14 protein-coding genes, 1 tRNA gene and 1 pseudogene are annotated in these 26,042 nt (G+C 45.3%); 5 read left to right on the top strand and 11 right to left on the bottom strand.

All coding sequences use genetic code 11. The annotated features are described in order from the left end of the window. Positions 1 to 453: 453 nt before the first annotated feature. The 4 genes from QUA62_RS20910 to QUA62_RS20895 all read left to right on the top strand — a co-directional run bounded on the left by QUA62_RS20910 (position 454) and on the right by QUA62_RS20895 (position 4,106). Positions 454 to 527, top strand: a tRNA-Arg gene (locus QUA62_RS20910). Between the two features lie 344 nt (positions 528 to 871). Then, positions 872 to 2,500, top strand: a complete 1,629-nt coding sequence (locus QUA62_RS20905; RefSeq protein ID WP_333406376.1) for a site-2 protease family protein — start codon at positions 872 to 874, stop codon at positions 2,498 to 2,500. A gap of 241 nt (positions 2,501 to 2,741) precedes the next feature. Continuing rightward, a complete protein-coding gene (locus QUA62_RS20900; protein WP_190661473.1) occupies positions 2,742 to 3,692 on the top strand; it encodes a PIN domain-containing protein in 951 nt (316 codons plus the stop codon). A 252-nt stretch (positions 3,693 to 3,944) separates the two neighbouring features. After that, on the top strand, positions 3,945 to 4,106 hold the full coding sequence (locus QUA62_RS20895; RefSeq protein ID WP_333406374.1) for a hypothetical protein: 162 nt from the start codon (positions 3,945 to 3,947) through the stop codon (positions 4,104 to 4,106). Between the two features lie 638 nt (positions 4,107 to 4,744). On the opposite strand, the gene QUA62_RS20890 is transcribed toward QUA62_RS20895, so the two are convergent. From QUA62_RS20890 to glpX, 3 genes are all read right to left on the bottom strand, one after another. Next, the gene (locus tag QUA62_RS20890) at positions 4,745 to 7,753 is read right to left on the bottom strand and encodes a UPF0182 family protein (protein WP_333406372.1); all 3,009 of its coding nucleotides are present in this window, start codon (positions 7,751 to 7,753) and stop codon (positions 4,745 to 4,747) included. Between the two features lie 237 nt (positions 7,754 to 7,990). Next, positions 7,991 to 9,283, bottom strand: coding sequence for a glutamyl-tRNA reductase (locus QUA62_RS20885; protein WP_333219229.1), 1,293 nt, complete (start codon positions 9,281 to 9,283; stop codon positions 7,991 to 7,993). 145 nt (positions 9,284 to 9,428) lie between these two features. Continuing rightward, complete coding sequence (gene glpX / locus QUA62_RS20880) at positions 9,429 to 10,466, bottom strand: class II fructose-bisphosphatase (RefSeq protein WP_006631470.1); 1,038 nt, start codon at positions 10,464 to 10,466, stop codon at positions 9,429 to 9,431. Positions 10,467 to 11,099: 633 nt separating this feature from the next. On the opposite strand from glpX, the gene QUA62_RS20875 reads away from it, so the two are divergent. Beyond that, positions 11,100 to 11,717, top strand: coding sequence for a CP12 domain-containing protein (locus QUA62_RS20875; RefSeq protein WP_190661461.1), 618 nt, complete (start codon positions 11,100 to 11,102; stop codon positions 11,715 to 11,717). A 127-nt stretch (positions 11,718 to 11,844) separates the two neighbouring features. On the opposite strand, the gene QUA62_RS20870 is transcribed toward QUA62_RS20875, so the two are convergent. From QUA62_RS20870 to QUA62_RS20835, 8 genes and pseudogenes are all read right to left on the bottom strand, one after another. Continuing rightward, positions 11,845 to 12,231: a VOC family protein gene (locus QUA62_RS20870; RefSeq protein ID WP_333406370.1), complete on the bottom strand. Its 387-nt coding sequence runs from the start codon at positions 12,229 to 12,231 to the stop codon at positions 11,845 to 11,847. A gap of 150 nt (positions 12,232 to 12,381) precedes the next feature. Further along, complete coding sequence (locus tag QUA62_RS20865; protein ID WP_333406368.1) at positions 12,382 to 13,053, bottom strand: SOS response-associated peptidase; 672 nt, start codon at positions 13,051 to 13,053, stop codon at positions 12,382 to 12,384. A gap of 490 nt (positions 13,054 to 13,543) precedes the next feature. After that, positions 13,544 to 14,488, bottom strand: coding sequence for a UV DNA damage repair endonuclease UvsE (uvsE, locus tag QUA62_RS20860; RefSeq protein WP_333406366.1), 945 nt, complete (start codon positions 14,486 to 14,488; stop codon positions 13,544 to 13,546). 238 nt (positions 14,489 to 14,726) lie between these two features. Continuing rightward, positions 14,727 to 14,933, bottom strand: a complete 207-nt coding sequence (locus QUA62_RS20855; RefSeq protein ID WP_190661448.1) for a hypothetical protein — start codon at positions 14,931 to 14,933, stop codon at positions 14,727 to 14,729. 118 nt (positions 14,934 to 15,051) lie between these two features. Then, positions 15,052 to 18,900 carry an AAA family ATPase gene (locus QUA62_RS29470; RefSeq protein ID WP_445301695.1) on the bottom strand — a complete coding sequence of 1,283 codons (3,849 nt, stop codon included), beginning with the start codon at positions 18,898 to 18,900 and terminating at the stop codon, positions 15,052 to 15,054. A gap of 273 nt (positions 18,901 to 19,173) precedes the next feature. After that, a pseudogene (locus tag QUA62_RS20845) lies at positions 19,174 to 20,019 on the bottom strand (sigma-70 family RNA polymerase sigma factor); the annotation flags it as partial. Between the two features lie 683 nt (positions 20,020 to 20,702). Continuing rightward, positions 20,703 to 24,017, bottom strand: a complete 3,315-nt coding sequence (locus QUA62_RS20840) for a helicase-related protein (protein WP_333406363.1) — start codon at positions 24,015 to 24,017, stop codon at positions 20,703 to 20,705. Positions 24,018 to 24,125: 108 nt separating this feature from the next. Then, complete coding sequence (locus QUA62_RS20835) at positions 24,126 to 25,778, bottom strand: AarF/ABC1/UbiB kinase family protein (RefSeq protein ID WP_333285048.1); 1,653 nt, start codon at positions 25,776 to 25,778, stop codon at positions 24,126 to 24,128. Positions 25,779 to 26,042: the final 264 nt, after the last annotated feature.

The following is a 26,042-nucleotide window of genomic DNA, read 5'->3' as shown; positions in this document are numbered from 1 at the left end:
CTAAAATCAGGGAACGAGCTCTGGTTTTTAGATAATGCGGTCAGCGTTTTAGGCTTTGCCACTAGGGGATGTTAACATAACCAATAGAAATCTGGGAAAAAGCACCTGTGACTTTTGTGCTGTCTGGGTTCCGTCTTAATTGGGAGAGAGATCCGATCGACCAAATAGTTGGGTTTCACCTCGACCTCTAAATACTTTACCCGAGTTCACGTCCTACCTAGTTTTGATTGTAAATTTACAATTGTGCTGTTTGCAGGTGAGTCCCTCCAGCTTTTGTCAGATACACTCTTGGAGGCACAGACACTCTCATAACCTTGGTTTTTTTTCCCGAACCATCGCGCTGCACGCCATATTTTTGTACATCAAAGCGCTTTGTGCGTAAGTCATCACATAATTTACTTGCTCGATCGCACACTACACCGATACAATAATTTTGTTAGCGATTTTTGAGTTGGGTGCGTAACTCAGTTGGATAGAGTAGCTGCCTTCTAAGCAGCGAGCCGCAGGTTCAAGTCCTGCCGTACCCGTTACACAAATTCAATGATATCAAGGGTTTCAGCACTTTTTTACCGCCAAGGAAAGAGGGGCTGAGATCTTATTTGCTTCGGATTTGTTTCCGATGCCCGAATCCGAAACAAATCCTTAAAAAAGCCCCGCCTGCCAAACTGGGCGAATCTGCCTGCTTCTGGGCGATCGACACTGCTACCCTTCTGAGTAGAGGTTTGCCCCAGCCGATGTGGTATCATAAAAAGTCTATTGTGTCAATAGCCTAGCTCCTGCGATGTTCAAACAGCACCAGCAGCAGGTTGTGGGCCGAGTAGCCCTCAGGGGTTATCCTTAGTAATCAGGCTAGTTTCCGATAGGTTTGGATATGTTCCCAACAACTCTATTTCATATTCCCCAAAATTTAATGCTATTACTCGACCGCAGCGCGATCGACCGATTAAAGCCCCTATTGGCGCAAGCAACCGGAATGCCTATAGTTGCATCGGAAAATACGGCAACAATTGCGCTCGTATTGGTTGCTATGGGAATTCTGGGTTGGGGATTTTATCGCGCCAGACCTTTTGGCAAACTGGGAATTTTGGCTTGGTTGCAGTCTGTTGCGCTGATGAGTCCCTGGCTGCTGTTCTTTGGTTTGTTCGCCGCCGGAATTTACCTCAATCTAGTGGCGGTATTGTTGCTGCTCGTGGCATCCACGGGATTGTACATTTATCTGGGCCGACAATTGCGTAAGGCTGCATCGGATACAGTGCTCCCGCGCCCGGATGCTGCTGAGGTAAAGTCTCAAAGCGATGCTTTCTCCGCTCCTGACTCGCAGGGAACACCAGGCCCAGAAACCATTAAGATCGTGACATCCTCGCCTGCGAATAAGGAATCAGAAATAATTCCCGTTCCAGTTGAAGACCTGAAGGCAATTAAAGGGATCTTTGGAATTGATACTTTCTTTGCCACAGAAACTATTCCCTATCAAGATGGGGTAATTCTCAAAGGCAATCTCCGGGGAGACGCAGAACAAGTACACTCACGTTTGACGGCCAGTTTGGAAGAAAAATTAAACGATCGCTACCGCCTATTTTTAGTAGAAAATCAGGACGACAAGCCCGTAGTTATTATCTTGCCCAGCACCAACGACCCGCAGCCAACAACCGTGTCTCAAAAAATCCTAGCAGTCGTGCTGCTGCTGGCAACAATTGCTACTAGCTTAGAGACAGGCAGTTTGCTGCTAAGTTTCGATTTCTTTAACTCGCCGGCTAGATATCTAGAAGTTCTGCCAATTGCAGCCGGAATTTGGGCGGTTTTAGGCTCTGGGGAAATTGCCCGCAGAGTGCTGGCAAATCGGTACAAGGTTCGCTTGAGTTGGCCGTTTTTTATACCAACTTTGCAGATAGGTTGTTTTGGAGCGATCGACCGTTTTGAGTCGCTGCTGCCCAACCGTAAAGTTTTGTTTGACATCGCTTTTGCCGGCTCAGCGGCTGGGGGAATAGTTTCTCTGCTAATGCTGGTAACGGGTTTGCTGCTGTCTCACCCCGGCAGTTTGTTTCAAATTCCCGCAGAATTTTTCAAGGGATCGGTTTTGGTGGGAACTTTGGCAAAAGTGGTTTTGGGTTCGGCGTTGCAGCAGCAGATTGTTGACGTTCACCCGCTGGTAGTTATCGGTTGGTTGGGCTTGGTAATAACGGCGATTAATTTGATGCCGGCGGGACAGTTGGACGGGGGTAGAATCGTGCAAGCAATCTACGGTCGGAAAATAGCCAGTCGCACTACTTTGGCGACTTTTGTGGTGCTGGCCATCGTTTCTTTAGTTAATCCTTTGGCTCTGTATTGGGCGATCGTGATTCTGATTTTACAGCGAAATCTGGAGCGGCCGAGCCTCAACGAGCTGACTGAGCCTGACGACGCTCGCGCGGCTTTGGGTTTGCTAGCTTTGTTCTTGATGATTGCTGCGCTGTTGCCGTTGACTCCGGCAATGGCTGGCCGTCTGGGAATCGGGAACTAACAGTAGTCGGGCATCTCTGGTAATAGGCTCTTGGGTTGCGGTAAATTAGTGGAATCTAGGAATTGAGCGATCGAACTGGGGAACTGAAGGGCGAGCTGGTTCCTAACTACTAATTTCCAATTAAGACCCGCGCCCAGGGCAATTTATCTACTACCAAAAGTTGATTTTTTTATAACCCAAAATTTGTTTAAACTTGAGCGATTAAGTTTAAATAACTTATCTGAGCCTCTAGGATAAAGTCATGGCTAATCAACTTCCTCCTGTATTGGTAACTTTTGATGCAGATGTTTTAATGACTGGCAGAACCCAAGTGTGGCAAGAATATGCCAAGGTGGGAACTTGCTATATCCCGGAAGTAGTGTACGACGAAATAGATCGTCTGACAGGGCAAGCGGTAGAAAAAGCTCAAGAGCAAGTAGCTAGAGAGTTTATGCGATTTTTTGCCGACAGTGGCTGGATTGCAACTGACGCTCAGGAAACACACCGAGCTCTCGAACCTTCGATCAAAAATCAAAGCAAGCCAGCAATGCTCGTGGTGGCGACGGCTCAGTGCGTTTACGGTTTGGCTCAGGAACACCCGGAGGCATTGGTGATTTTTGTTTCCAACAGCCAGCCTCTGCTGAAGCGGCTGGCTTCTGTAGGCGCTACGAATCTCTGCGGGATTACCGGGGCGATGCTGTTAAATTGGGCGAGGAAAGGAGAACGCCCGCCGGCGGCGACTCAGCAATTGCAAAGTTTGATGCGTACCCTCGCAGAACGCAAATCGACTCAGCGCCCTAACAGCAGAATTCAGGATGCTGCTGTAGGCAAAACGGGGGCTTCTGCTAGCCAGTTAACGGGAACCCGCGGCGCTTCTGAATTGAAGTCGGCCAGCAGTTTTACTAAAACTAATAAAACGGGTTTGACTGAGAAGCGCAGTGCGAGTTCGCGCCCCAAAACGCCGCGGCGCAGTCGCGAGGAGTCGAGAGATTACGAGCCGGCTGTATATCGCATGAAACATATTACACCTCCGAAAAAAAGGAACAGCGGTTTTCTGTCTACTGTGTTCAATTTTTTGGGAGCGTTATTTTTCTTAACGGTAGCGGTGGGTATTTTGTGGCGAGTGTTCGATGTTAGGGGTTTTAGAAAGACTTTTGTGCCGGCTCTACCACAGCCTGTGCAACAATTTGTTAAGTCGATCGACCCTAAATAATCTGGTTGTCTGAAAATTCTCCCTTCAGATCCGGCTGACTGGTGTCTTCGATCGTCCTTAATATTGCACCTTCGGAAACTGTGATAGCACGCTTGGTTAACAAATCGGTTCCCTCCCCTAAATATAGCGGTAAGCTGCTTGTGGCGCATCCTACGGTTAGAGTTCCTGGCCTTAGTCCGCTGGGGATTTTCAAAGGCTACTATCAGAACAGAAGATGAACGCTTCACTTTACCGCTCCCAAAATCCATCGCCATGCTGAACTGGAACGCAATCATTAGTGGATTAGCACAGGCTGTTGCGGGTTTTGCTTATGCTTTAGTCTTTTTTGTTCTTCTTCCCTTCAGACAGTACGATTATGCAGCACCAGTTGGGGCAATAGCAATGGCGATCGCCCTTACTGTAGCAATGAATTGACTACTATCTGCATCGTTGCTAGCTGGGTGGAATTGGGTAGCTGCATTATTTGGTTTTGAGATAGCCCTGATGTTTTTTTGTAGCAAGTTTATGGGAGATGGGCTGTTAGTGGCAAGTCTTTTATTTTTCGGAACTATCATCCTAGGAATCGCGAGCGTTCATACCAATTTTTTGCAACAAAAAACACTGCTAGCTGTGGGTTTCTGTACTGTATTTTTCCTAGCTTCAATGTAATTATTTTTGATTGGCAGCTATGCGATCTAAGGCAAAAATTCGTTTCAGGGTTCTTCTACCCAGATGCTGCCGCTGTGGAATCAAAGGGTATAAATTTTCGCCGACAATCCCAAACAATTGTATTTGAATGGCAAAACTGGCGAGATCACGCATATTAACCGTTATGACGTGACAGTGAAACTAGATTTTGGAGGAGATGAGACATTGATGTGGCCCTATGCCGATGTTTGTTAGCAGGATGTCAAAACTGCTAGCGAACAGAAATCGCAGTAATTTACATGATAAATGTCATAGTTAAACACGCAGATGTAAATCACCTCAGACCCATAAACCTAAATAAATTTCTCTCTTTCTCTTATCTTTTCGCTGTCTCTTCTCTGTGCATCAAGAGCGTTCTTGGCAGCTCATTGATTCTTTAAAGCTGGTTCAGTTCCTTCTACAGGTCGAATAATTGCGGGTTTATTAGTAGATTGTTGCTGAAAAAGTGCCTTGAGTGCCAAGTCGAGATTTTCTGCAATGACGATCCGGTTTTCGTAGACCGCAATAACTCTGACTAAAGTGGGCAAACTATTGCGCTCGGCTTCTAAGTAAAGAGGTTCCACATACAGTAAAGATTGTTCAATGGGAATTACTAATAAGTTTCCTTGAATTGCTTTGGAACCCTGGCGATTCCAGAGAGATATTTGTTCGGAAATAACCGGATCTTGGTTAATTAAAGCTTCTATTTGTTCCGGGCCGTAAACTAATCGCTGTTTGGGGAATAAATACAGCAGCAATTTTCCGTACTCGCTACCATCCGATCGCCCTGCAATCCAAGCAATTAAATTGTTGCGACTTACTGGTGTAAATGGAAGCAGCAAAATAAATTCTTCGGCTTTTTCAGTTGGCAGCTTCATAATCAAATAATACGGTGCTACGGGCTGCTGTTCGCTGCCATAAATTTCATTGGGAACTCGCCACAAATCCTCCCGATTGTAAAACACTTGCGGGTCATCCATATGATAAGTTAGCAAACGTTCGGATTGAATGCTCAACAAATCTACTGGATATCTGATATGTTTGCGGAGAGCCGGAGGCATTCTGTCAAGGGGTTTGAAGAGTCCGGGAAAGATAGCAATCCAACTGTTAATAATCGGATCGGAGGGATAGGCAACGTAGAAGTGAACAGACCCGTTGTAGGCATCAATCACTACTTTAACGGAGTTGCGGATGTAGTTAAACTCATGATTTCCCGGGTCAGAATACGGATAGCGATCGCTCGCTGTATAGGCATCGATAATCCAGTAAAGATAGTTGGGAGATTTATCAGTGGCCGAGGGTGAAGGTTTAATCTCGTTGCCATTTTCATCTTTTTCTTTTTCTATATCTTCATTGCTAAGATTGGCGTTTGCTACTACTAAATACGGGTCGGAATCGTAGCGTAAAAAAGGAGCAATCGCCCGGACTCTTTTGTTAATATTTCGGCGGTACAGCAATTTAGTTTCTGGGGTAAAATTGCGCGTCAGCGCCATTTGCCAATTTTTGAGATAATTAGCAAACAGCCAGCGCCGCCACATAGAACCGAGCTCAATTCCGCCCCTACCGCTGTAAGTATTGTAAACATTGTCTTCGCCGCTGGGATAGTCGAATTCTTTGACTTTTGTGGGCGCCATCGCGTCTGTATCAGTTACTTCGCCGTAGTAAATTCGCGGGTAGCCGATCGGAATACTGGCGCGAATTCGATCGCTCGTTACTTCTAAAGCAGTCTCTCCTTTCTGGGCTGCCACTCCAATATCTTTGACAAAATAATCGGGTAAACCGCCGACACCGACTGTATTTACCGGAGAAAGAGTAAAGCCGTAACCGTGAGTGTAAACCAGGTGTTCGTTCACCCAAGTTTGAGCTTCGGGGGCAACTGCTGTGTAATCTAATTCCCGCGCTGCCAGAAACACTTGTTGGCTTTCAGAATCTCCCTTTTTTGCGTTTTCATTTTTGATTGTGTAGCGCTCGATATCGGCATCAGGAAATGTATAATAAGGTCGGATTTGCTGTAACTGTCGGTTGGTTTGCAGCAGCGGCAGCTTGTCCCACAGCCGGATGTTGCTAATAGTAAGTTTATTTTTTTCTAAGTCTGCATAAGTAAGTTTCCCGGCGGGATCGAAAGTTTTTATTTCGATTTCTTTGAGGTCAAAGGCTTCTTGAGTAAAGGCAATGCTGCGCTTGAGGTACGGCTTTTCTCGTGCTAGTTCGTTGGGTTTAACTAGAAGTTGCTGCACAATTGTTGGCAGTAGCAAACTTCCCAAAAAACTTAAACTTATCCACGCTAAAATAATCTTTTTTATGAGTTCATTTTTAATTTTGAGTCGGTAAACCTGGCACAGCATCAAAAGTGCGATCGCCCCTGCCAAAATACTCAACAATCCATAGCAGGGCAGCCGCACCATCACGTCAGCATAATTCGCCCCGTAAGTAACGTCTCCCCGCGAATATAGCAATGCGTAGCGTCCCAACCAGTAGCGGAATGCAAGGGCTAGCATGGAAGCTGCACCCAACCCGTACAAGTGCCGCTGCTGCGATCGAGAAAACCCCAAAAATATCCCTTGACTCAGGCTATTTCCTGACAGCAAATATGTTAAAGCACAAGATACTAAACTGTACAAAAATACAACTGTCAGCCCGAATCCTAGCAAATCTAAGATTGGCAAAATAAATACATAAAAGCTAATATTTTGATTAAAAAGAGGGTCGGTTGTGTTAAAATTTATAGGGTGAAAATATTGCAAAACATTTGTCCAGCGACTGGCGAAAATAAGCCCGATCGCCAAACTGAGAAAAAAAGCGATCGCCCGCAGCCAAAAATCAGGCTTAATTACCACAGCTAACATTGTCCCCAGCAGCAAGCCCAACTGCCACCAGCGAGAAAATAGCTGCACCGCCCCATGCTGGATTGACTCAATTCCCAACTGCAGGGGCGCTAGAGGTAAATTGTCAGCTATACCGAAATAGGCGATACTGCTTGCAGCTAACAGCCCGCAGTGAATTAGTGTCAAAGTTGCGATCGAACTCAATCCGAATACCGCCAACAGCAGCCAGGAAAAGGTAATTTGGGATTTCGCAACAGGTAATTCGTAATTCTTCCCAGTTTTGTTAGCCCTCAGTGAAGCGAATAGCGCCCCCGCAACCGGCGATTTCATTTCTTCTGCGGGATGTTGCAGGTGGCGGGCTAAAGCCAAATTTCCGAGCAAAAAGACAGAAGAAACAGCAATTGCGATCGCCCCCAGCAACCCTTGAGTTTTCAGCTTTAACAGAAAAACCTGAAGATATCCAACTTCCTGAAACCACAGAATTTCTGCCGCAATGCGGGAGGCCAACTCCAAAACCAGCCACAGCCCTACAATCAGTAGGATTATTTGATAAATTCGCCTCTTAGTCATTAGTTATTAGTCATTAGTTATTAGTCATTAGTTATTAGTCATTAGTTATTGGTTGAATAATAACTAATATCAGGCTCAAGCAATTGCCCCCCCCGAACGATGCTTTTTCCGCAAGAGTTGGAGGCATTTTTATTCATGGTAATTGACCGGACATAATCTGACTCCTGCTTTCCTGTCAACTGCCAACTGCTTTCCTGTCAACTGACTAATGACTAATGACCAATGACTAATGACAAACTAGCTGTACTGCTGATTGACATCCACATCCAAATTAAACAGTGTTTGCAAAGTTTGCATCGCTTGCCGCCGCGCCTCAATATCCTGCTGAGCGCGCAACTGTACCATCGGATCGTGCAAAATCTTATTCACAATCCCCCTGGTTAAAGATTCAATCACATCTTGATGTTTCTCCGAAAATTCCGCACCCAGACGCGATAAAGCTTTTTCTAACTCTTGTTCCCGAATCAATTCTATCTTATCCCGCAAACAGCTAATAGTAGGAACTGTTTCCAGACTGCGCCACCAGAGATCGAAAGCCTCTACTTCCTGTTCCAGCAAGCCCTGAGCTTCCATTGCCATTTTGCGGCGACTTTCGTGATTTTGAGCTACCACTGCTTTCAAGTCGTCCACATTAAACGATCGCACATTAGCGAGTTCGTTCGCATCCGAATCAATGTTGCGTGGTACAGAAATATCCACCAACATCAAAGGGCGATTCGGGTCTAAAACCGATTCCAATTTAGCTTTATTTAACAGTGGCTCAGTAGCTGCCGTACTGGTAAAAACCAAGTCAGAACTGGCAATTACCTGCATCATTTCCGAGAGCTGATACAGGTGCAATTCAGCATCTTTAAACTGACCGGCCAACTCCAGGGCGCCACGCACAGAGCGGTTAACGATCGAAATATGGCTAGCTCCTTTTGAGAGCAAATGCTGTACCAAAAGCCGCGACATTTTGCCAGCACCGATAATCGCAATTTTGCTGCTTGCTAAATGCTGACCCTTCATTTGAGCCAATTCTGCAGCCGCCGAACTGATCGAAACTGCACCGGTACCGATGCTAGTTTCCGTGCGAACTCGCTTCCCTGCTGTGAGAGCTTGCTTGAACAAGCGCTCTAAAATTCTGCCTACACCTTTGTACTGCTGGGCGAGTTTGTGAGTTTGTTTCACCTGAGCCAAAATTTGTCCTTCTCCGAGCACCAAACTGTCGAGACCAGAAGCCACTCGCATCAAGTGCATCACCGCATCTTCGTGCAGCAAAATAAACAGGTGAGGGCGCAAAGACTGCAAAGGAACTTTACTGCATTCTGAAAGGAACTGAATAACCTCTCGCACACCCGGTTCCGACTCGCTGGTAACAATATAAATCTCTAAGCGGTTGCAAGTGCTGAGAATAGCAACCTCTTGAATGTGCGGGTAGCCGCGCAATTGGGCGATCGCCGCTTCAACTTTCTGTTCTGGAATGCTCAGTTTTTCGCGAACTTCTACCGGCGCTGTTTTGTGGCTGAGACCTACGACTGCAATATTCATATCTGTGATTTGTCACTATTTCTTTCTTAGTTGTTAACAGTCACCTGTTATTAGTTCTTAGTTTATCGCTAATTGCTAATCATCGGTGACTGTTAACCGTTAACTGTTAATTGTTAACATTTAACTGTTAACCACTAACTAATCACTAATTCAATTGCAAAGATTTCGGCTGGTCAAACATATGGATTGTATCCACAAACCGAGCAGTTTTCGACTGAGAAGAAATTACCAAACTTTCAGTGCGAGCGCCGCCGCCAAAGAAGCGAACTCCATCCATCAGCGTTCCGGGAGTAATCCCGCAAGCTGCAAACAGAACTGTTTCTCCAGATGCCAACTCTTCAGCATTGTAAATCTTGTCTGGGTCTGTGATGCCCATCTCGTTCAGGCGGGCGATATTGCTCTCTTTGCTTTCACCGATCAAACCAGTTTTTACAACAGCCGGATCGTAAATTAACTGCCCTTGGAAGTGACCGCCCAAGCAGCGCATTGCTGCTGCGGAAATCACACCTTCCGGTGCTGCGCCAATACCCATAAGTGCGTGGATGTTGGAACCCGAAAACGCGCAAGAAATCGCTGCCGAAACGTCGCCGTCGCTGATCAGCCGAACTCTTGCACCCGCTTGCCGAATTTCATTAATTAAATCTTTGTGTCGGGGGCGATCCATGACCACCACCACCAAATCTTCAATACTGCGGCCGAGACAATCAGAGATAATTTTGAGGTTTTGGGTTGGCGTTTTGCGAATATCTACATGATTCTTAGCAGCCGCAGGAGCAGCCAATTTGTTCATGTAGAAATCCGGTGCCGCAAACAAACCACCTTTTTCAGAGATTGCCAAAACTGCCATCGAACCGTTTTGACCGTAAGCCACGAGGTTAGTACCTTCGCAGGGGTCAACAGCGATGTCAATTTCGATCAATTCATCTAGGTTGCAGACATCTTTGGCATCTTCGCGGGTACAAATACCTACTTGTTCGCCGATGTAAAGCATGGGTGCGTCATCGCGTTCGCCTTCGCCGATCACGATGCGACCGCGCATATGAATTTTGTTCATGCGCTCCCGCATGGCTTCTACAGCCACTCTGTCGGCTTCATCTTTTTCGCCTTTGCCCATCAAGCGAGCGGAGGCGATGGCTGCCTGCTCAACTACTTCGATAATCTCTAAACCGATTACATTGTCCACGAACTAGATCCTCCCAACTGCTGATGCGTGCCTTGTGCTATTTTGCACTCCCAGCCATCAAGTTTATCAGAGGCGGGGATCTGTGCGAGCGCAAGCAGTTGCTTAGTTTGTGTTAACTTTTGCTTCTTTGAGACTGGGGCTGGAAAATCTGAGTCGAACAAGCTCAAGGATCGATCGCCCGAATGCTTCACTATAGCTCGATCGATCGCACGCTGGCCCCTATGCAAGCGGGAACTCGCGGACTCCGGAGGTTCCGGGGGAGCGATCGGTTGTTTCAGGCAACTTGTCAGCCCGAGTGGCGTTAAAGGTTTTATGATTAGTTTGCGATCGCACGATTTCTCAGAAACCCGGTTACTGACCGGATTTATCGTTCCTAAACCCAACATTTGGGTAGAAACTCATCTGTTGCACCATTGTCAAGAACAGGCAAGATGCCTGTTCCACAACAACTGCATTTTCTTGTGGGGAGTAGGGGTTGGGCAGGAGAGCCCGCCCATAGAAGGGTTATTGATAATGGTGGAACATCTCAGTAGAAATCGGGTTTCTGAGGGTAAGTCCTAATGATGATCGCAAATCAAATGGACAGCCCCAAATCGGGACGCACTAGACTTTATAAGCAGGAAGCAATAAAAAATGATGATGAAAGCCCAAGATATTATGACCACAGAAGTTGTCACCATTCGCGGTTCGGCAACTGTAGCTGAAGCAGTGGCGATGATGAACGAACTGTGTTTGCGCGCTTTAATTGTGGAACGCCGCCACGAACAAGACGCCTACGGCATTGTCACGGAAACGGATATTGTTTACAAAGTAACAGCCTACGGAGTAGACCCCCAGAAAGTCCGCGTCTTCGAGATTATGACCAAACCGTGCATCACGGTGAATCCAGACTTGGGCGTGGAATACGTGGCGAGGTTGTTCGCGAATACCCGAATCCGCCGAGCTCCGGTGATTAAAGACAAACTGCTGGGCATTATTTCGGTAACGGATATCTTGACAAAAAGCGATTTTGTCGAGAAGCCGAAAAGTGTTTTATTTGAGGAAGAAATCGAACAGGCGATCGCGGATGCCAGAACTATCTGTGCCGAGAAAGGCGCTACTTCTAGAGAGTGCGCGGTAGCGTGGGATATTGTAGAGGAAATGCAGGCTGAGGCTTCTCACCAGCGATCGCTGAAGCTTGAGAAAACGGCTTTTGACGAGTATTGCGAGGAAAATCCCGAGGCGGCTGAAGCCCGGATGTACGAGAGTTAATTTAGTTATTAGTCATTAGTCCTTAGTCATTAGTTATTAGTTATCAACTCTTATTTAGGAATTGATAACTAATAGCTAACACGCGGAAGTTGCTTGTTTTATGCGAGCCTCCCGAAAAATCAAAATCTTAAGTGTTTGGCCCCATCATACAAAACACGTTCAGCTTGTTACCATCAAGATCCCGAAAATATCCCGCATAAAACCCCGGCAACACGCCTCTTGGTCCTGCTGATCCTTCATCCTTAGCCCCAAGTTCGATCGCTTTGTTATAAACTAAGTTGACTTTTTCTGGACTGTCAACTTGAAGAGCTATCATTACTCCATTGCCAACAGTTGCTCTGTTACCATCAAATGGTTTTGCAATAGCAAGTGCTGGTCGACCGGGAGAAACACTCCATGCGATAAATTGGTCTAATTCCATAAATCGTCGAGCGCCAATTTCCGCAAGCAAAGCATCATAAAACTTTGCTGCACTTTCAATATCGTTGGTACCGAGTGTAACGTATCCGATCATATTTTTTGTCTTCTAACTGATGTTAAGATTAAAAAAATGTTTGAGCAAATAACAACTGAGTTAAACTGATCCTTAGCAAACCAAAGCTACAGCTCAAACATCATTTTAGATCCTAACTCAAACTATCTCGGTTTTGTCCGATCCAATGATTTATTGCCGATCGCTAATACACTCGGGAGTGTCTCTACTTGGACTGTTGACGATCGCACTTACGGCCTTTGCTTTCATAGCTTCGGAAGCATAGGGCTTTAACAGGGGCAAAACTTCCTGAGCATTTTTAACAGAAGGATCTAGCCACTGTTCCCAATCGCTGTCGGGGAGAATCACTGGCATTCGATCGTGCATTGGCTGCACTGTTTCGTTAGCATCCGTAGTAATTATACTGCAAGATACAATGTTTTCTTTTTCGGGAGATTCCCAATTTTCCCACAAACCGGCAAAAGCAAAAGGTTCGCCGTCTGCCTTTTGAAAATAGTAAGGCTGTTTGTTCTTTCCCTGCTGTTGCCATTCGTAGAAACCGTCAGCGACTATCAAACATCGCCTGTGCTTGATGGCGCTGCGAAAAGCAGGTTTTTCGGCTACAGTTTCCGATCGCGCATTGATCATCTTGCTGCCCATTTTCATGTCTTTGGCCCAACTTGGAATCAAACCCCAGCGCATGAATTGAAACTGTCGCTGCATTTGCTTTGGAGAAGCTGTGACTGTCGCCACTGATTGAGTTGGGGCGATATTGTATCGCGCTTTGATGTCGGGAACTTCCGACAGTTTGAAGAATTCGGCGATGATTTGACCTGAAGTAGTTAAAGTGTATCGTCCGCACATAATTTATAGTTGGTATTAACGCGGTTTTTACCGATTCCGGCAGTTCTACAGTTGGGTAATCCGGCATTCTGGCAGGGGTTTAAACGCCTGCCTCAACGCTAAAGTCGGTTAAAACTGAGATATTGCAACATTCTTAATTACTTGTTTAGGAACAGGCAAGATGCCTGTTCCACAAGAGATGAATTTTATTGTGGAACAGGCATCTTGCCTGTTCTTGACAAGGGTGCAAGATGTAAGTTAAAACCGACTGGAAATACGATCTCAATATCTATCTATTTTAGTGCTCTTTTAGAGGACTTTAGCTATGAGATATGGGTTAAAAACCCCTCTCGGACTGTCGGACTAAACCGGGCGGGCGGGACACCCACCCCACAATAAAATTCATTCTTTGTGGAACAGGCATCTTGCCTGTTCTTTGGATTTACCGTTGGGTGGGGGCCGGTTTTTGAGATGATTGGTTTGAAGAAATTATTGTGGGTAAAACCCGTCCCTACGAGACACTGCTAAATTGTGGAACATTCGCAGACAACCATTCGGCGCGCAACTTTTCAATAGCTAATTCTTTGAATTTAGCTTCTACTTCAATCCAAGGAGCCTGATAATAACAATTAGGCATTTCTGTAATTAAATCGCTGTGGCGCGGGTCGGCAAAAAATTCTCTGCCATTGGATATGTGTACTAATTGCGATTCAGGAACCGACCAAGTTGTGCGGGCTGCTTCGAGCATTTCGGCAACGCTGGGGTCGTCATAACTTTCTAAATGTTCGTGAATGACGTGGTGGTGGGCGTCAAAAACCATTGGTACGCCGGTATCGAGACAAACTTCTAAAATTTCCGAAGAACTGTAAGCGTATTCGTCATTTTCAAACGTTAAGCGCGATCGAATAGATTCTGGCAAGTCGCGGATGACTGATTTGAGCTGCGAACTGCGATCGCTCTTGCCGCCGTGAATGTTCATCAGTGCCTGGGGCGATCGGGGCTGTCCCAACATATCTAAAATTAAAGCATGAGTGGCGAGAATTTTAATGCTGTTTTCAACCACAGAAAGCTTGTCGGAACTGAGCACGACAAATTGATCCGGGTGGAGTACCAAGCGGATGCCCAAAGAGAGAGCGCGATCGCCCGTAATCCCCAATTCCTCAGTCATGGAGTGTAGCACTGCTTCCCCCAAATCTGTATCTGCAAAAGGGAACAGTGCGGAAGTCATGCGGTAGAGCTTAATTTGAGTAGCAGAACAGAAGTCGATCGCTTTGTCAAGCCGTTTTAAGTTGTCTGTATAAAGCTCGCGCAATACTTTTTCTTGTTCAGCTTCCGAAAGCTGTAAAAGTCGCTTCCGGGTGACAGTGCGAAAGCGAACGGCATCGGATGTTGTAATGCAGACTAATCCCAATTCCGGCAATTTTTCCTGTTCCACTACTTGGTTAATCCCGCTCATTTAGCAATAATCCCTAACTTTAATTTTATGTTAAATAGTTTTCTCGTAAGGACTTGAGTTTTTAGTCTTGAAATTTTTAGGAACTACTGAACCTGGCGAAAGAGTCCGGCCGAGATTGAACTCTCTGGCGGACTCTGGGGACAGGTGGAAGATGTAATTAGTACAAACGTGACTTGTTATCAAAAATCTAATCAACCGCGTCGCAGATAGCATATCGATGACAATTTAATCGATATAACTATTGCTGTTCTTCGCCAGACTCAGCCTCTTCGTCGGGCCGCGCGGTGGCAACAGGATTTTCCATTGCTTCGTTATGGAACGGATAACCGGATGTTTCTTGATTTAGCGGGTCAGCGGGTTGGTCCGCAGGGGATGTAATTTGACCGTTAGTGTTGGTATTGGGTTTTGTGGAAGAGCCTTTATGGCTGGCGTGACCGCTACTCATCTTTTTTTCCTCAATTAGGTTTATGGAACAATTTCTAGCTTAGACTTAGCGGCTGCGTGCGATCGCCTATCTTAAGTCAGATATCTGCTGAAGTACATCGCACAGCAGAAAGTGTGTATTACTCTGCCATAGATTTGAGCAGACGGCCAACTACAGGGTCAATCTGCCAGTAATCCTTACCGTCTTGCTTCTGATTTCCTAAATGCGAGACGAGACTGAGGAGATCCGCCCATTTGAGAGTCTGCTTGACAACTTCAGGCGATACACCCTCAACCAGAGCAATTAATTCCTCAACTGATGCTGCTTCTCCCCATTGGGCCAAAGTTCTCATGACCAGTTTTCTTTGAGGTTCGCAACCGTCAAAGCCCATTGAATTAATTAATTTCTCAGATTTATTAAATTGATTCTTCAGTTGGGCCAAGGAATCTTGCCAGCGCGGATCGGCTTGGGAAAATTTATAGAATTCTTGCAGCAGGTTTGACCAATTCCCTGTCACTTCCGCAATCTTCTTTCTAAGTTCTAGTTCGCTGGGCAACTTAGCATCTTCCAACCAATGTCGCAGCGCCGCATCGTGCCAAGGTTTGAGGCAGAAAAATCTCAGTTCCTTAAAGGAATCTAAACCTATCGAATTAGGAATAACTAACTGCCAAGCCTTCTGAGGATCGGCGACGAAAGCAAGCTGGATAAACGAGTCTTCCTTCTTCAATCTTTTGATTTTCTTAATTGCCTCATCAACCCAATCCTTACTCCAAGGGGTGGTGGGTGATACAACAACGAGCGTCGTGGTATCTTTCTTGCGACGGTTACTAATTTCTGTCAAACGCTGGCTGAAATCCGATTGATCTGAGAGATTTTCTAAATAGTGAATTTTGCAATCCTTCTTACTAAATGCTGCTTCCATAAAAACTCTCAAATCGTCAATTCCTGCGGCTTGGCAGCCAAATATAATAGAGACACCATACTCCCGGCGCAGCAGCTCTGATTCCTGTTGAACAGTTAAAGGACTGCGCCGGGAATCAGCTTTATTTTTGACAAGAGGAGAACGAAAAGTAGCCGGTTCGTATTCAGGTTGAGGTTCGCGGTGTCTCAGAAGTTCTGCTTCAATTTCTGGCTGCGTACCCATAAGCAAGGCTAAATTAGAACTTCTCAGAGTGAAGTAACCAGCATCGGTTTCTCGTAAAACTCCTAATCCGACCATTTCTTCTAGTAAAGCAAGAATTTCATCTTCCGATGACCTTCCCGCGAATCCCTCAGACCACCAATACAAGACTTGCTCGCGAATCCAAGATACAGAAAACCCATCCTCCATACCTGTTTCATTCTGCTGAGAACCATCAGCAATTGAGTAGGCAATTACTTCGTAGCGCAGATCGAGTCCCAGTGTCAACTTAAAGCGATCGCGAATATTATTGCGAAGGTCTTGACTTTGATAAGCTTCTTCTACATGGCGAGAAGTAATCACGTAAGGCGGACTAATTTTAGGATCGAAAGTAGGGACATCTGGGTTAGTAATGTGCTTGAGTAACTGCTCGCAATAGAGTTGAATCAAGCTCGGATAATAGTTGGTCTGCCAAAGAATGCGCGGAATTAAATCTTCCGGTTGAAAACGATAGCCAAGACTAGCCAGCGGACGTTTAACCAAAGCTGTTGCCGCACGCATTTCACCATTATTCAGCAGGGGCCCAATGCAGATCGGCGTGCCAAAGTGAGCCAGCGGATGGTTTGCTTGTCTAGTGGTTCTCAGAACGTTGTGCAATCCGGCAAAGACTACCTTAAAACGTCGGTCAGTTTCCGTCATTAATTTTCTGAGTTCATCGCAACGCGGGAAATCCTGCTTACCATCGGCTTCCAGGAAATTATCGGCCTCATCCAACAACAGCAAAAAGCGCCGCTGATTGTCGAATTCCAGCCAACTTTTAATCCGCTGCAAGCTGCTTTCGCGGACTGAATTGCGTCGGTTGATATCGGCAATCTGCAATTTATCCAATTCTTCGTTTAGTAGATGCCAAATCTTATCTAACAGTTGCTTGCGTCCAATTTCTTTGATATCCAAAAATAGGGCGTTCCTTCCCGCGTCGGTTGCGTGAAAAGTCCGGTGTACATATTTAAGCAAAACCGTTTTACCTAACTGGCGGCCTCCATAAATTAAACAAGAACCTCCTGGATCGATTATAGATTCCCGTTCTCGTACTCGCCCGTAAAACATCTCAGGCGGAACCTCTCCTGCTGCGGTTTTATACGGTTCCAGGAAAGTAAAGGGTAAGGTACAGTCAAACAATACAGGTAAGCGTGTTTTTTGTTCTCCGCAAAGGTAGAGCATCAGCACATCATCTATAACAATGAAAGTGCTCCGACGCTGCCGACACAAATCAGCCAAATCTCGGCGTTTCTTTACGGTCATTCGCCCAAAATGAAAGACGAATACCGGCTCTCCAAGAGCAGTTTCTCCAACGGCATTGAGGAGATCCTGTTCGTTGGGTCTATCCCATACGCAAAGAATGCGGTAATGACCGTTCGCGGCTGAACCATAGGCAGACACAGGACAGCGATTTTGGTCAAAGATCGGCTCAGCATTAACGTCAATCCAGGTATATTGTCCTGATTTTTTGAATCTAAGAAATTTTATGTTAAAACCGAGGTTGCTGAGAATTTGGCCCGCATCTATGTCTGTGATTACTTGATGCCTTCCCTTGGCTTTAAACCAAGCGTCGAGCATTTCAGCGGCTTTTTTGGCTTGAGCTCCTTGCGGTATCTGGATTTTGGCGATACTTTTCCCTTTGGAAATGTTGGGAATTAGGTTTTGCTTTTTTTGTCGATCGCGCTCGCACTCCTCAAGCACTTTTTCGATCGCAGCATACTTATGCTCGAAGAAGTCTTTAAAAGCATCTCTCTTTTCCTCTGGTTCAGGAAGCGATCGCCCCTGTTGCAGCAATATATATTCATTAGCCGTCAGGAGATCACCTCGATCCAATACACCCCCAATTCTGGTAGACTCAGCCTGCTTTTCAACTTCTTTACCTTGCTTATTTTCAGGAGTTTGATGATTAATCTGAGTTGGATTTGGCGATTCTATTGGTGGAATATTTGGGATATTTTCAGCGGTTGGCTGGGCGATCGCGTCCTCTATCGATGCCGCGTTCAACTCTGCTGCGGGAGGTGGTTCGACAAGAGGAACCGTTTCAGGTTTCGGCTCCTCAACTAAGGAATTTTCCTCTAAGTTATTGTTAGTATAAATAATATCCGGGAAATCGGGTCTTGCTTCCGCATGAATAATCAGTTTTCCTCTTACTGCTGCCATCGCCAGAGTTCTTCCAAATGATTCTGCTACGACCTCCTGTAAGGAAGCCAAACGCTCGTCATCTGCTTCTTCCCATTCTGCAATTAGTGTTAGAAGTTTGGAGAATGGATGATTGCCGTCAGCCAAGAGTTGCGTGTCGGGATGCAAGTCAGACTCCTGCGATTCGGAGATGGCGCGTTGAAGTTCGCGGGCTTTTTCCTGACATTCCAGCAATGATTGAAAATTGCTCTCTACTCGATGGGCGATCGCTAAAATTCGTTCCAGAACCCTCAAAGCAGAGTCGCGGACAAGAGCGATCGCACTTTTTTGCTTCTCGGCCAAATTAACACGCTCAAGTACAGACTTGATATCTGCTAAAGAACCAATTTCCTCAGTTGTAAGCGTTGGCGATACTGCCAAATATTCAGCCAGTTCTAGCACCTTGTCGCGAAGCTGAATAAAGTTTTCCCGGGACTCGTCAAGTTCTTGAATCAGCTTTTGAGATATAGGTATACCAGGGTCTAGCAACTTTCGACTCGCCTCTGACAGCCGTGCTTCCAGTTGGGAAAAAACATCTTCTAGTGCGGTGAGTTGTTTGAGTAAGTCTGCTGAATTGTGTTCCATCGGTTTAATCAATTTATTCAAGTCATTTTCTGTCAGTTCGGCAAGGGAGAAATTAGGCTCATTCAAATTTGTATGATTCAGATTGTTTTGACTTCCATCGCCACTCGAGAGGTGAGTCTGAGCCAACTTTGTTTGTTCTCTATTTGATTCTTCTATGAAGTTGTTAAAAGGAATTAATGGTTCGGTAGTATTAGCTGTATCAACTATTTTATCACCAACACGCTCCTGTAAGAAAGTGTCACAATGGCTGCGAGACAAGTTTTCTGGAATGTTGAACTGTCTGGGCTGTATCGGTTGGGCGATCGGTCTTTTTGTGTGAGTTTGGTCAATTGCTGTCGGGCGAATATAATCTTCTAGCAATGTGCTGCGACGCTGCGATCGCAACTTTTTCAAAGCCTCAACCTCAATTTGCCGAATCCGCTCGCGGGTAACATGAAATATATTGCCGATTTCCTGTAGAGCCTTTTCCCTGCCATCATGCAATCCGAATCGCATCCGAATAACCTGACGTTCGCGGGGTTTGAGGGTCTTTAAGACCCTTTCTATGTCTCGCAGCCCGTTAATGTTGAAAATGTAATCTTCTGGTGTTTCCCCATCGAATTCAATCAACTCTCCCAATGTAGAACCTTCCTCCTCACCCATTCGAGTATCTAAGGAAATGATAGGTTTATCCGATTGAATAACCAAGCGCAATTTTGCAGTTGTCATTTCCAAACAATTGGCGATTTCTTCCATCTTGGGAATGCGACCAAATTCTTGAGAAAGCCGTTTAGTAGTTTGCTTAACGTCGAAAATTGTGCGCCACAAGTGAACTGGTAGCCGGATGGTGCGGGAATGGTTATAAATTGCCCGCGTAATTGCCTGACGTATCCAGCAAGTCGCGTAGGTGGAAAACCTGTAGCCCTTGGTGCAATCAAACTTTTCTACAGCCCTGATTAAACCCAGATTTCCCTCCTGAATCAAGTCTAATAAATCCAGCCCTCGATTTTGATATTTTTTAGCAATTGAGACTACCAGCCGCAAGTTAGACTCTACCATTTTGTCTTTCGCTTTTCGGCTGCCCTCTAATTCTAACTGAGCAATTTTTCGAGCTAATTCAATCTCTTCGTCAGCTTTGAGCATGGGAATTCGACCGATTTCTTGCAGGTAAGCGCGAAGCGAATCTGGCGGTATACGGTCTTCTTTAAATTTGATGCTGTCAGGAATGGTTTTATGCCAAGCTTCATGAAATTCGTCAAAGTTGCTAAATCCGTAATTTTTATGCAACTCTGCCAAGGAAAGATCGAAGAGAATTTTTAAATGGGAGTTTGTAGGACTGTCGAATGGGATATCTTTAATATGTTTGACTTTTCCTAATACATCTTTAGATTCATTGCCTTTGTCGGGGCGGCGGTTGATAATGGATAAAGTCAGAGTTTCTCCATGCTGGAATAGAATTATCGCAGGGTTGAGAAAGAGTTTATTAATCTCGCGGACAATGCCGTCAAGCTGTTCGCTAGTGTAGGTACTACGCCGCAATTCTATTGCGAAAAACAAGTAGGAGGAAATGAAAAACGTATTTTCTCCCTTAGCTCTTGTCTCCAAGGATAATTTTAGCTGGTCATCACCCGCAATTTCATCCCAAGTGAGCTGAAATAAAAAATCAACAGTCAGCCATTCATTTAAGAGAGCTTTTTGGTGATTTAGCTTTTGATCACTATCAAAGTTGGCAATAAAATTATCCGAACTATTAGGATAAAACGGAAGAGTTTTCTCACTGCGGTAGCCAAGAGCAAACAAAAAATTACGGGCGTTATCGGCTATTTTTCCCTTGACAAAACTACTTAAAGCTTGGTTAATAGATGCTTTGGCTTGTTGTTCGCTGACGCTCATTTAATCACCAGCCAGGTAATCAGTTCAAAATCCGTTGTTGCTTTAACCTGATGCGGTTGCTCAACCAACACAGCCCTGCGGCTAGACTGCAGGTGGCCGATGAGCCGCTTGTTGTAAATACCTGCAATTGAATCAACCGCCCGCTGAAGCAAATCGTTATACAAACTCATATCAAATCCGTTGTTAGTTTGTCGATCGAACAAGTTGCACAACTCTTCATAGGGAACAGTACGCCCCGCACACAGCAACTGGTATATTTCAAGTATTTGTTTGGGTTGAGCAAAAGTTAATCGCACTTCCTTATTTTCTCGGACGTAAACTAAAAAGTATGGTTGCAGCGGGTTGACGGTTTTATTATCAAGACAATCGCCTTTTTGTTTGAGGGAAAAAATTACGCCCGGAGCAATTATCGGGTACTCCGAGTTAGTTGGAACTACTGCATAGAGTCCTAAAGGGGCATCTTGCAGTAGTTTGCGGTTGCTCTCAATGTATTTGGCTAGTTCCATTCGGAAATCATCGAGAGTGAATTCTGTGAGGGCTACACTCTCGGTGAAATCTTCGATATCCAGCACCTCGTCTTTCAATCGCAGCAACTGCTTGTCGCGGTATTTCAAATCACTCTCAATCAGTTCTTGAATCTCCTTTGTTTCCAGCAGGTTATCTTCAAATGTACCCGCCATGTCCGCTAAAGCCATCCGTGCTTCTACTCGATTTTTCAGATTGATGTATTGATCCAAGTCCTCTGTAGGCCAAAAATTAATTAATTGTACCGTGTGGTTGGGGCTGCCAATGCGATCGCACCTACCGAACCGCTGGATAATTCTGACTGGGTTCCAGTGTATGTCGTAGTTAATCAGATAATCACAATCTTGTAAATTTTGCCCTTCTGAAATACAATCTGTGGCAATTAATAGGTCAATCTCGCCGTCTTGCCGCATAGATGGAATTTGAGCGCGTTTCTTGGCGAACGGCGAAAAGTTTGTCAGGACGTGATTGAACTCATTTTTGCCAAAGGTAGTCTTATTTGCCGCCGAACCACCAGTCACCAAAGCTAGGTTAATTTGCAATTCTTCTGTTGCCCATGCCCGCAGTCCTTCGTAGAGATAGACTGCCGTATCTGCAAAAGCAGTAAAGACTAAAACCTTGCGATTTGGTTGGCCATGCTTGTTAGTTGTAGGATGCTTAACTTTCTCGGCGATCAGTTCTTTTAACTCAGCCAGCTTGGCATCGCGTTGAACAGAAATGCTTTGGGCAGAATTGTAAATTTTTTTAAGCTGTTCCTTGTCGTTTTTCAGGTCTTTTAACCAGGTTTCGACATCGAGGTGCGCCATTTGAAATATCAACTTCTGACCTACTTGCATGGCGTCTTGCAACTCTTCATCGTCCAAGTCTTCAATCATCAAATCGCTGAAAGTTACTGTCTGGTTAGGGTCGCGAGATTGCTGCGACTGCTTAAAATTTTTAATTTTTGTCTCTAGATATTCAGTTTTCGTAATCGTGCGCTCCATTGTCAGCGCAAAGGAACGGATGGAGCTTTCTAAGCGTTTAAGGAAATTGACTTTCATCATGCCGATCAAACAGCGTTCGCGATCGCTCTGTTTGAAATTTCGCACTCCTTTATTTTCATACACCGAACGATAGGGGGGCAGGACATATTTTGAAGGGTTGAATAGCGAGAGTTGATACTTAGAAATTTCGCTGTTAAGCTGTTCGTAGGACATGAACTCACCCTTTAGGTCAATCTCAGGAAATACGGAGATGGGTTTGAGCCGTTCTGGAAAGCCGCCTAATTGGGCGATCGCATCTTTATAGTATTTTTGAATGTGCTTGCGAGAGCGTGCGATCGTCAATTCGTCAAGCAGTTTGAAAAAAGCAGAACTAAGTTCTTCCAGCAGTTCGCTAGTTTTGCGCTCCCGACTTTTCTTAGCCCACTTGGTAAATTTCCCCTGAGCATCAGCTAGTGTATCGCGCAGACTGGCAATTCCCAGCGATTCGCCAAACGCAGCGTCGCGACCTTCTGTGATAAAATAAAGTTGATTTCGCAAATCCTTTAAATCATTGTTAACCGGAGTTGCTGATAAGAGTAGCACCTGAGTTTTGACACCGCTCTTGATAATGTCATCCATCAGCCTTTCGTAACGGCTCTTTCTAATTAGATTGCCAAATTCGTCCCGTTTGCTCTTGATGTTGTTGCGAAAATTGTGCGATTCGTCAATAACTACCAAGTCATAGTTACCCCACTTAATCGTTGCTAAATTAATGTTCCCAGAGTAACCAGAGTCACGACTCAAGTCGGTGTGAGACAGGACTGCATAGTTAAAGCCGTCTTTAAGAAAAGGATTCAGTTCGCTATTGTTCTGTGCTAGATATACAGTCCAATTCTCGCGGAGTTTTTTGGGACACAGAACCAAAACTTTTTCTTTATTGCGAAGTTCAAAATATTTAATCACCGCTAGAGCTTCAAATGTTTTACCTAAACCAACGCTGTCAGCAATAATACACCCGTTATATCGTCGGATTTTATTGATGGCTGCCTTAACTCCGTCTTTTTGAAATTCAAATAGAGATTTCCAGATTTCTGTATCAAAGAACTGTAGCTGTTCGCTGAGAATATCGTTTTTTTCTAGGTCATCGAGGAAAGTCTCGAAGATATGAAACAGAGTTTTGTAGTAGATAAACTCAGGAGAATTATTCTGGTAAAGTTGCTCTAGGTACAGTAGCACATCTTGTTTGACATCTTCGATGAGATCGGCATCATTCCAGAGTTCATCAAACCAGGCTTTAAGGTCGCGGGTATCGCGTTTACTATCTACTTCTAAATTGAGTTCAATATTGTTATATTTCGTACCTAATCCCAGTCCCCGCACGGTAAAATTAGAACTGCCCATAATAGCATTTTCGCTTCCGTTATGAGCAATGTGATACATTTTGCCGTGCAGTAAATTAGATTGCTTTACCGACCGTATCTGTACTTTTTTCTCAATCCATTCGGCACATTCTTTCGCAACCCGCTTTTGCTCCAACCGATTTTGTAGCTGCAAGCCCTCCTCCTCAATTTGGAACGCCTTTTTATCGGTTTTACTGGGGTCAAGGGACTTGATGAAGCGCGGTTCGCCAAAGAGAAATTTCAAGCTTTTAATACTTAGAAGTTGTTCCTTCAAAGCATCAAAAGCATAAATTGTAAAGTAAGCAGAAACAATTGACAAGGTTGAGTTTTCCTCAACCTTGGCTTTCAAAAAATCGCCCACAGTGCCGCGGTGGCGGTTGTCTCTAATTGCCGACTTTGGGAGAGAAGAATCATGCTGTGACATAGCCTACCTTTATGCGGTTGTTGCACTTGTTGGCTATATTCTACATCTTCCACCATTCTCAAGAACAGGCTTCCCGGCTCGTTCTACAACACATACCACATTGTACAATCAACTCCGCAAACGGCCGGATCGCATAATGCTAATAACTAACCACAAACCCAAAAAACTCGCCGCCCCAAACAAACCAGTGCTCAGAAAAGATAGCTGAGGAGTTTGTGCGTTAGAAGAAATAATTGCCGCCCCCACAATCAGCGAACCCACGACAATACTAAAAGAAAGTCGGTTCGCAGAATCCCCCAAAGTGCGGCGCAGCGGATCGAGTTCTTTTAGTGTCAAGTTCCACTTCAAAGTTTCCGAAGTAACCCGGTCTAAAAGCACTTCCACCTGTCGCGGAGATTGCAAAGATAAGCTTTTCAGATCCAGGGCAGTTCTCAGCAGAGCTTGGATCGGATCGTCTCCTAATAACTGACGCCGAAACATATCGGTCATCAGCGGTTTGACCTGCTCTACAATATTAAATCGGGGATTAAAAGAGCGCGCCAGTCCTTCCAAATTAGCTAGAGTTTTTGCATACAAACCGAGATTGCTGGGCAGTCGAATTTTATTTTTGCGGGTGATTTCCAGCACCTCATAAAAAATTTCCGACAAGTTCATTTGCGACAAGCTGATATTGTAATACTTGCGGAGCATTCGAGCCAAATCGTTCTCTAGGTTAACTAAACTTGTTGGCTGAGCAAATTCTGCCATTTCCAAAGTTAATTGAGCGCAGCGCTGAGCGTCTAAATCGACAATTGCCAGCAACATTTCTGTCAAATTTTGCTGAGTGCGCGGGTCTAATCTGCCGACCATGCCGCAGTCCAGCAAAGCTATGCGGCCGTCTTTGAGATAAAATAAATTGCCGGGATGGGGGTCTGCGTGAAAGAATCCGTCGATATACAACTGCTGGAAGAAAACGCGGCAAAGCAAGGTTGTAATTTCTTCGCGTTCGGCATTTACATCTCCTTTATGGCGAATTCCTTGCAAGTCGCCTAACAAAATTGGGACTCCGTTCAGCCACTCCATTACTAAGAGTTTTTTTGTAGTCAACTCCCAGTTAATCTGTGGTAGGACAACTTGTGTGGGGTCAAACCATTTACTTTTAGATAAATTGCGGCGCAGTTCGTCTGTGTAGCTGGCTTCTTGAATGAAGTCTAGTTCTGCACGCAGGGCGATCGCAAATTCTTCTGCTAAGGCGACAATATCGTATTGTTGACCGAAGTCTGTGAGCATGACAAGTTCTGCCAAACCTCGGAGCACGGCGATATCTTGTTCGATGACAATCTCAATACCGGGGCGCTGAACTTTGAGGGCGACTTCGCGACCGTCTTTTAAAGTAGCTTTGTGGGTTTGGGCGATCGAACCTGCAGCGACAGCTTCGGTGTTAAATTTGGCAAAGGTATCTTCGAGAGATTGTGTGAGTTCCTTGCGGACGATAAGTTCTACTTGCGACCACGGTACGGGCGGCACTTCCGCTTGTAGCGTGGAGAGGATTTCGATGTAGCTGGCCGGTAAAAGGTCGGGACGGGTGCTCAGCAATTGTCCCAATTTGACAAAAACTGGGCCTAATTCGACGAGGATGTTGCGGAGAACTGCTGGAGTTGGGAGACTGGGTGCGTCGGTTTTGCGGCCGGTTAGGAGGCTTTTCATGTAGTCCCAACCGTTGCGGAAGACGACCTCTAGAATTTCTCCTTTGCGAGAAGTGTTTTGAACTAGGCTAAACAAGGGGCCTCCGGGTCGATCGGGTTTAAGGGCTATATAACTACTAGGATAGCGCTGTTGACCGGGCTGACCAGTGTCTTGGGGAATAACTTGCGCGAAAGCGTGCGATTCCCTACGGGATAGCTTCGCTTCACGAATTTTGGGGTGTGGGGGCGATCGGTTTTTGGCTTTGGCATTACTCCTGATAGTAATATATAGCAATTCCATTTGAGATGTAAATATGGATTTCTCTGGTAAAATAGGAAAGTTTGATAATAAATGAAAGGG

The organism is Microcoleus sp. MON1_C1, from assembly GCF_036701945.1.
GTDB lineage: Bacteria > Cyanobacteriota > Cyanobacteriia > Cyanobacteriales > Microcoleaceae > Microcoleus.
This window is presented reverse-complemented; position numbering and strand designations above follow the sequence as displayed.

Excerpts from the sequence above, each read along its gene's own strand:
- QUA62_RS20905 (WP_333406376.1), top strand. The coding sequence starts at position 872 with ATGTTCCCAACAACTCTATTTCATATTCCCCAAAATTTAATGCTATTA.
- QUA62_RS20900 (WP_190661473.1), top strand. The coding sequence starts at position 2,742 with ATGGCTAATCAACTTCCTCCTGTATTGGTAACTTTTGATGCAGATGTT.
- QUA62_RS20895 (WP_333406374.1), top strand. The coding sequence starts at position 3,945 with ATGCTGAACTGGAACGCAATCATTAGTGGATTAGCACAGGCTGTTGCG.
- QUA62_RS20890 (WP_333406372.1), bottom strand. The coding sequence starts at position 7,753 with ATGACTAAGAGGCGAATTTATCAAATAATCCTACTGATTGTAGGGCTG.
- QUA62_RS20885 (WP_333219229.1), bottom strand. The coding sequence starts at position 9,283 with ATGAATATTGCAGTCGTAGGTCTCAGCCACAAAACAGCGCCGGTAGAA.
- QUA62_RS20875 (WP_190661461.1), top strand. The coding sequence starts at position 11,100 with ATGATGATGAAAGCCCAAGATATTATGACCACAGAAGTTGTCACCATT.
- QUA62_RS20870 (WP_333406370.1), bottom strand. The coding sequence starts at position 12,231 with ATGATCGGATACGTTACACTCGGTACCAACGATATTGAAAGTGCAGCA.
- QUA62_RS20865 (WP_333406368.1), bottom strand. The coding sequence starts at position 13,053 with ATGTGCGGACGATACACTTTAACTACTTCAGGTCAAATCATCGCCGAA.
- uvsE (WP_333406366.1), bottom strand. The coding sequence starts at position 14,488 with ATGAGCGGGATTAACCAAGTAGTGGAACAGGAAAAATTGCCGGAATTG.
- QUA62_RS20855 (WP_190661448.1), bottom strand. The coding sequence starts at position 14,933 with ATGAGTAGCGGTCACGCCAGCCATAAAGGCTCTTCCACAAAACCCAAT.
- QUA62_RS20840 (WP_333406363.1), bottom strand. The coding sequence starts at position 24,017 with ATGTCACAGCATGATTCTTCTCTCCCAAAGTCGGCAATTAGAGACAAC.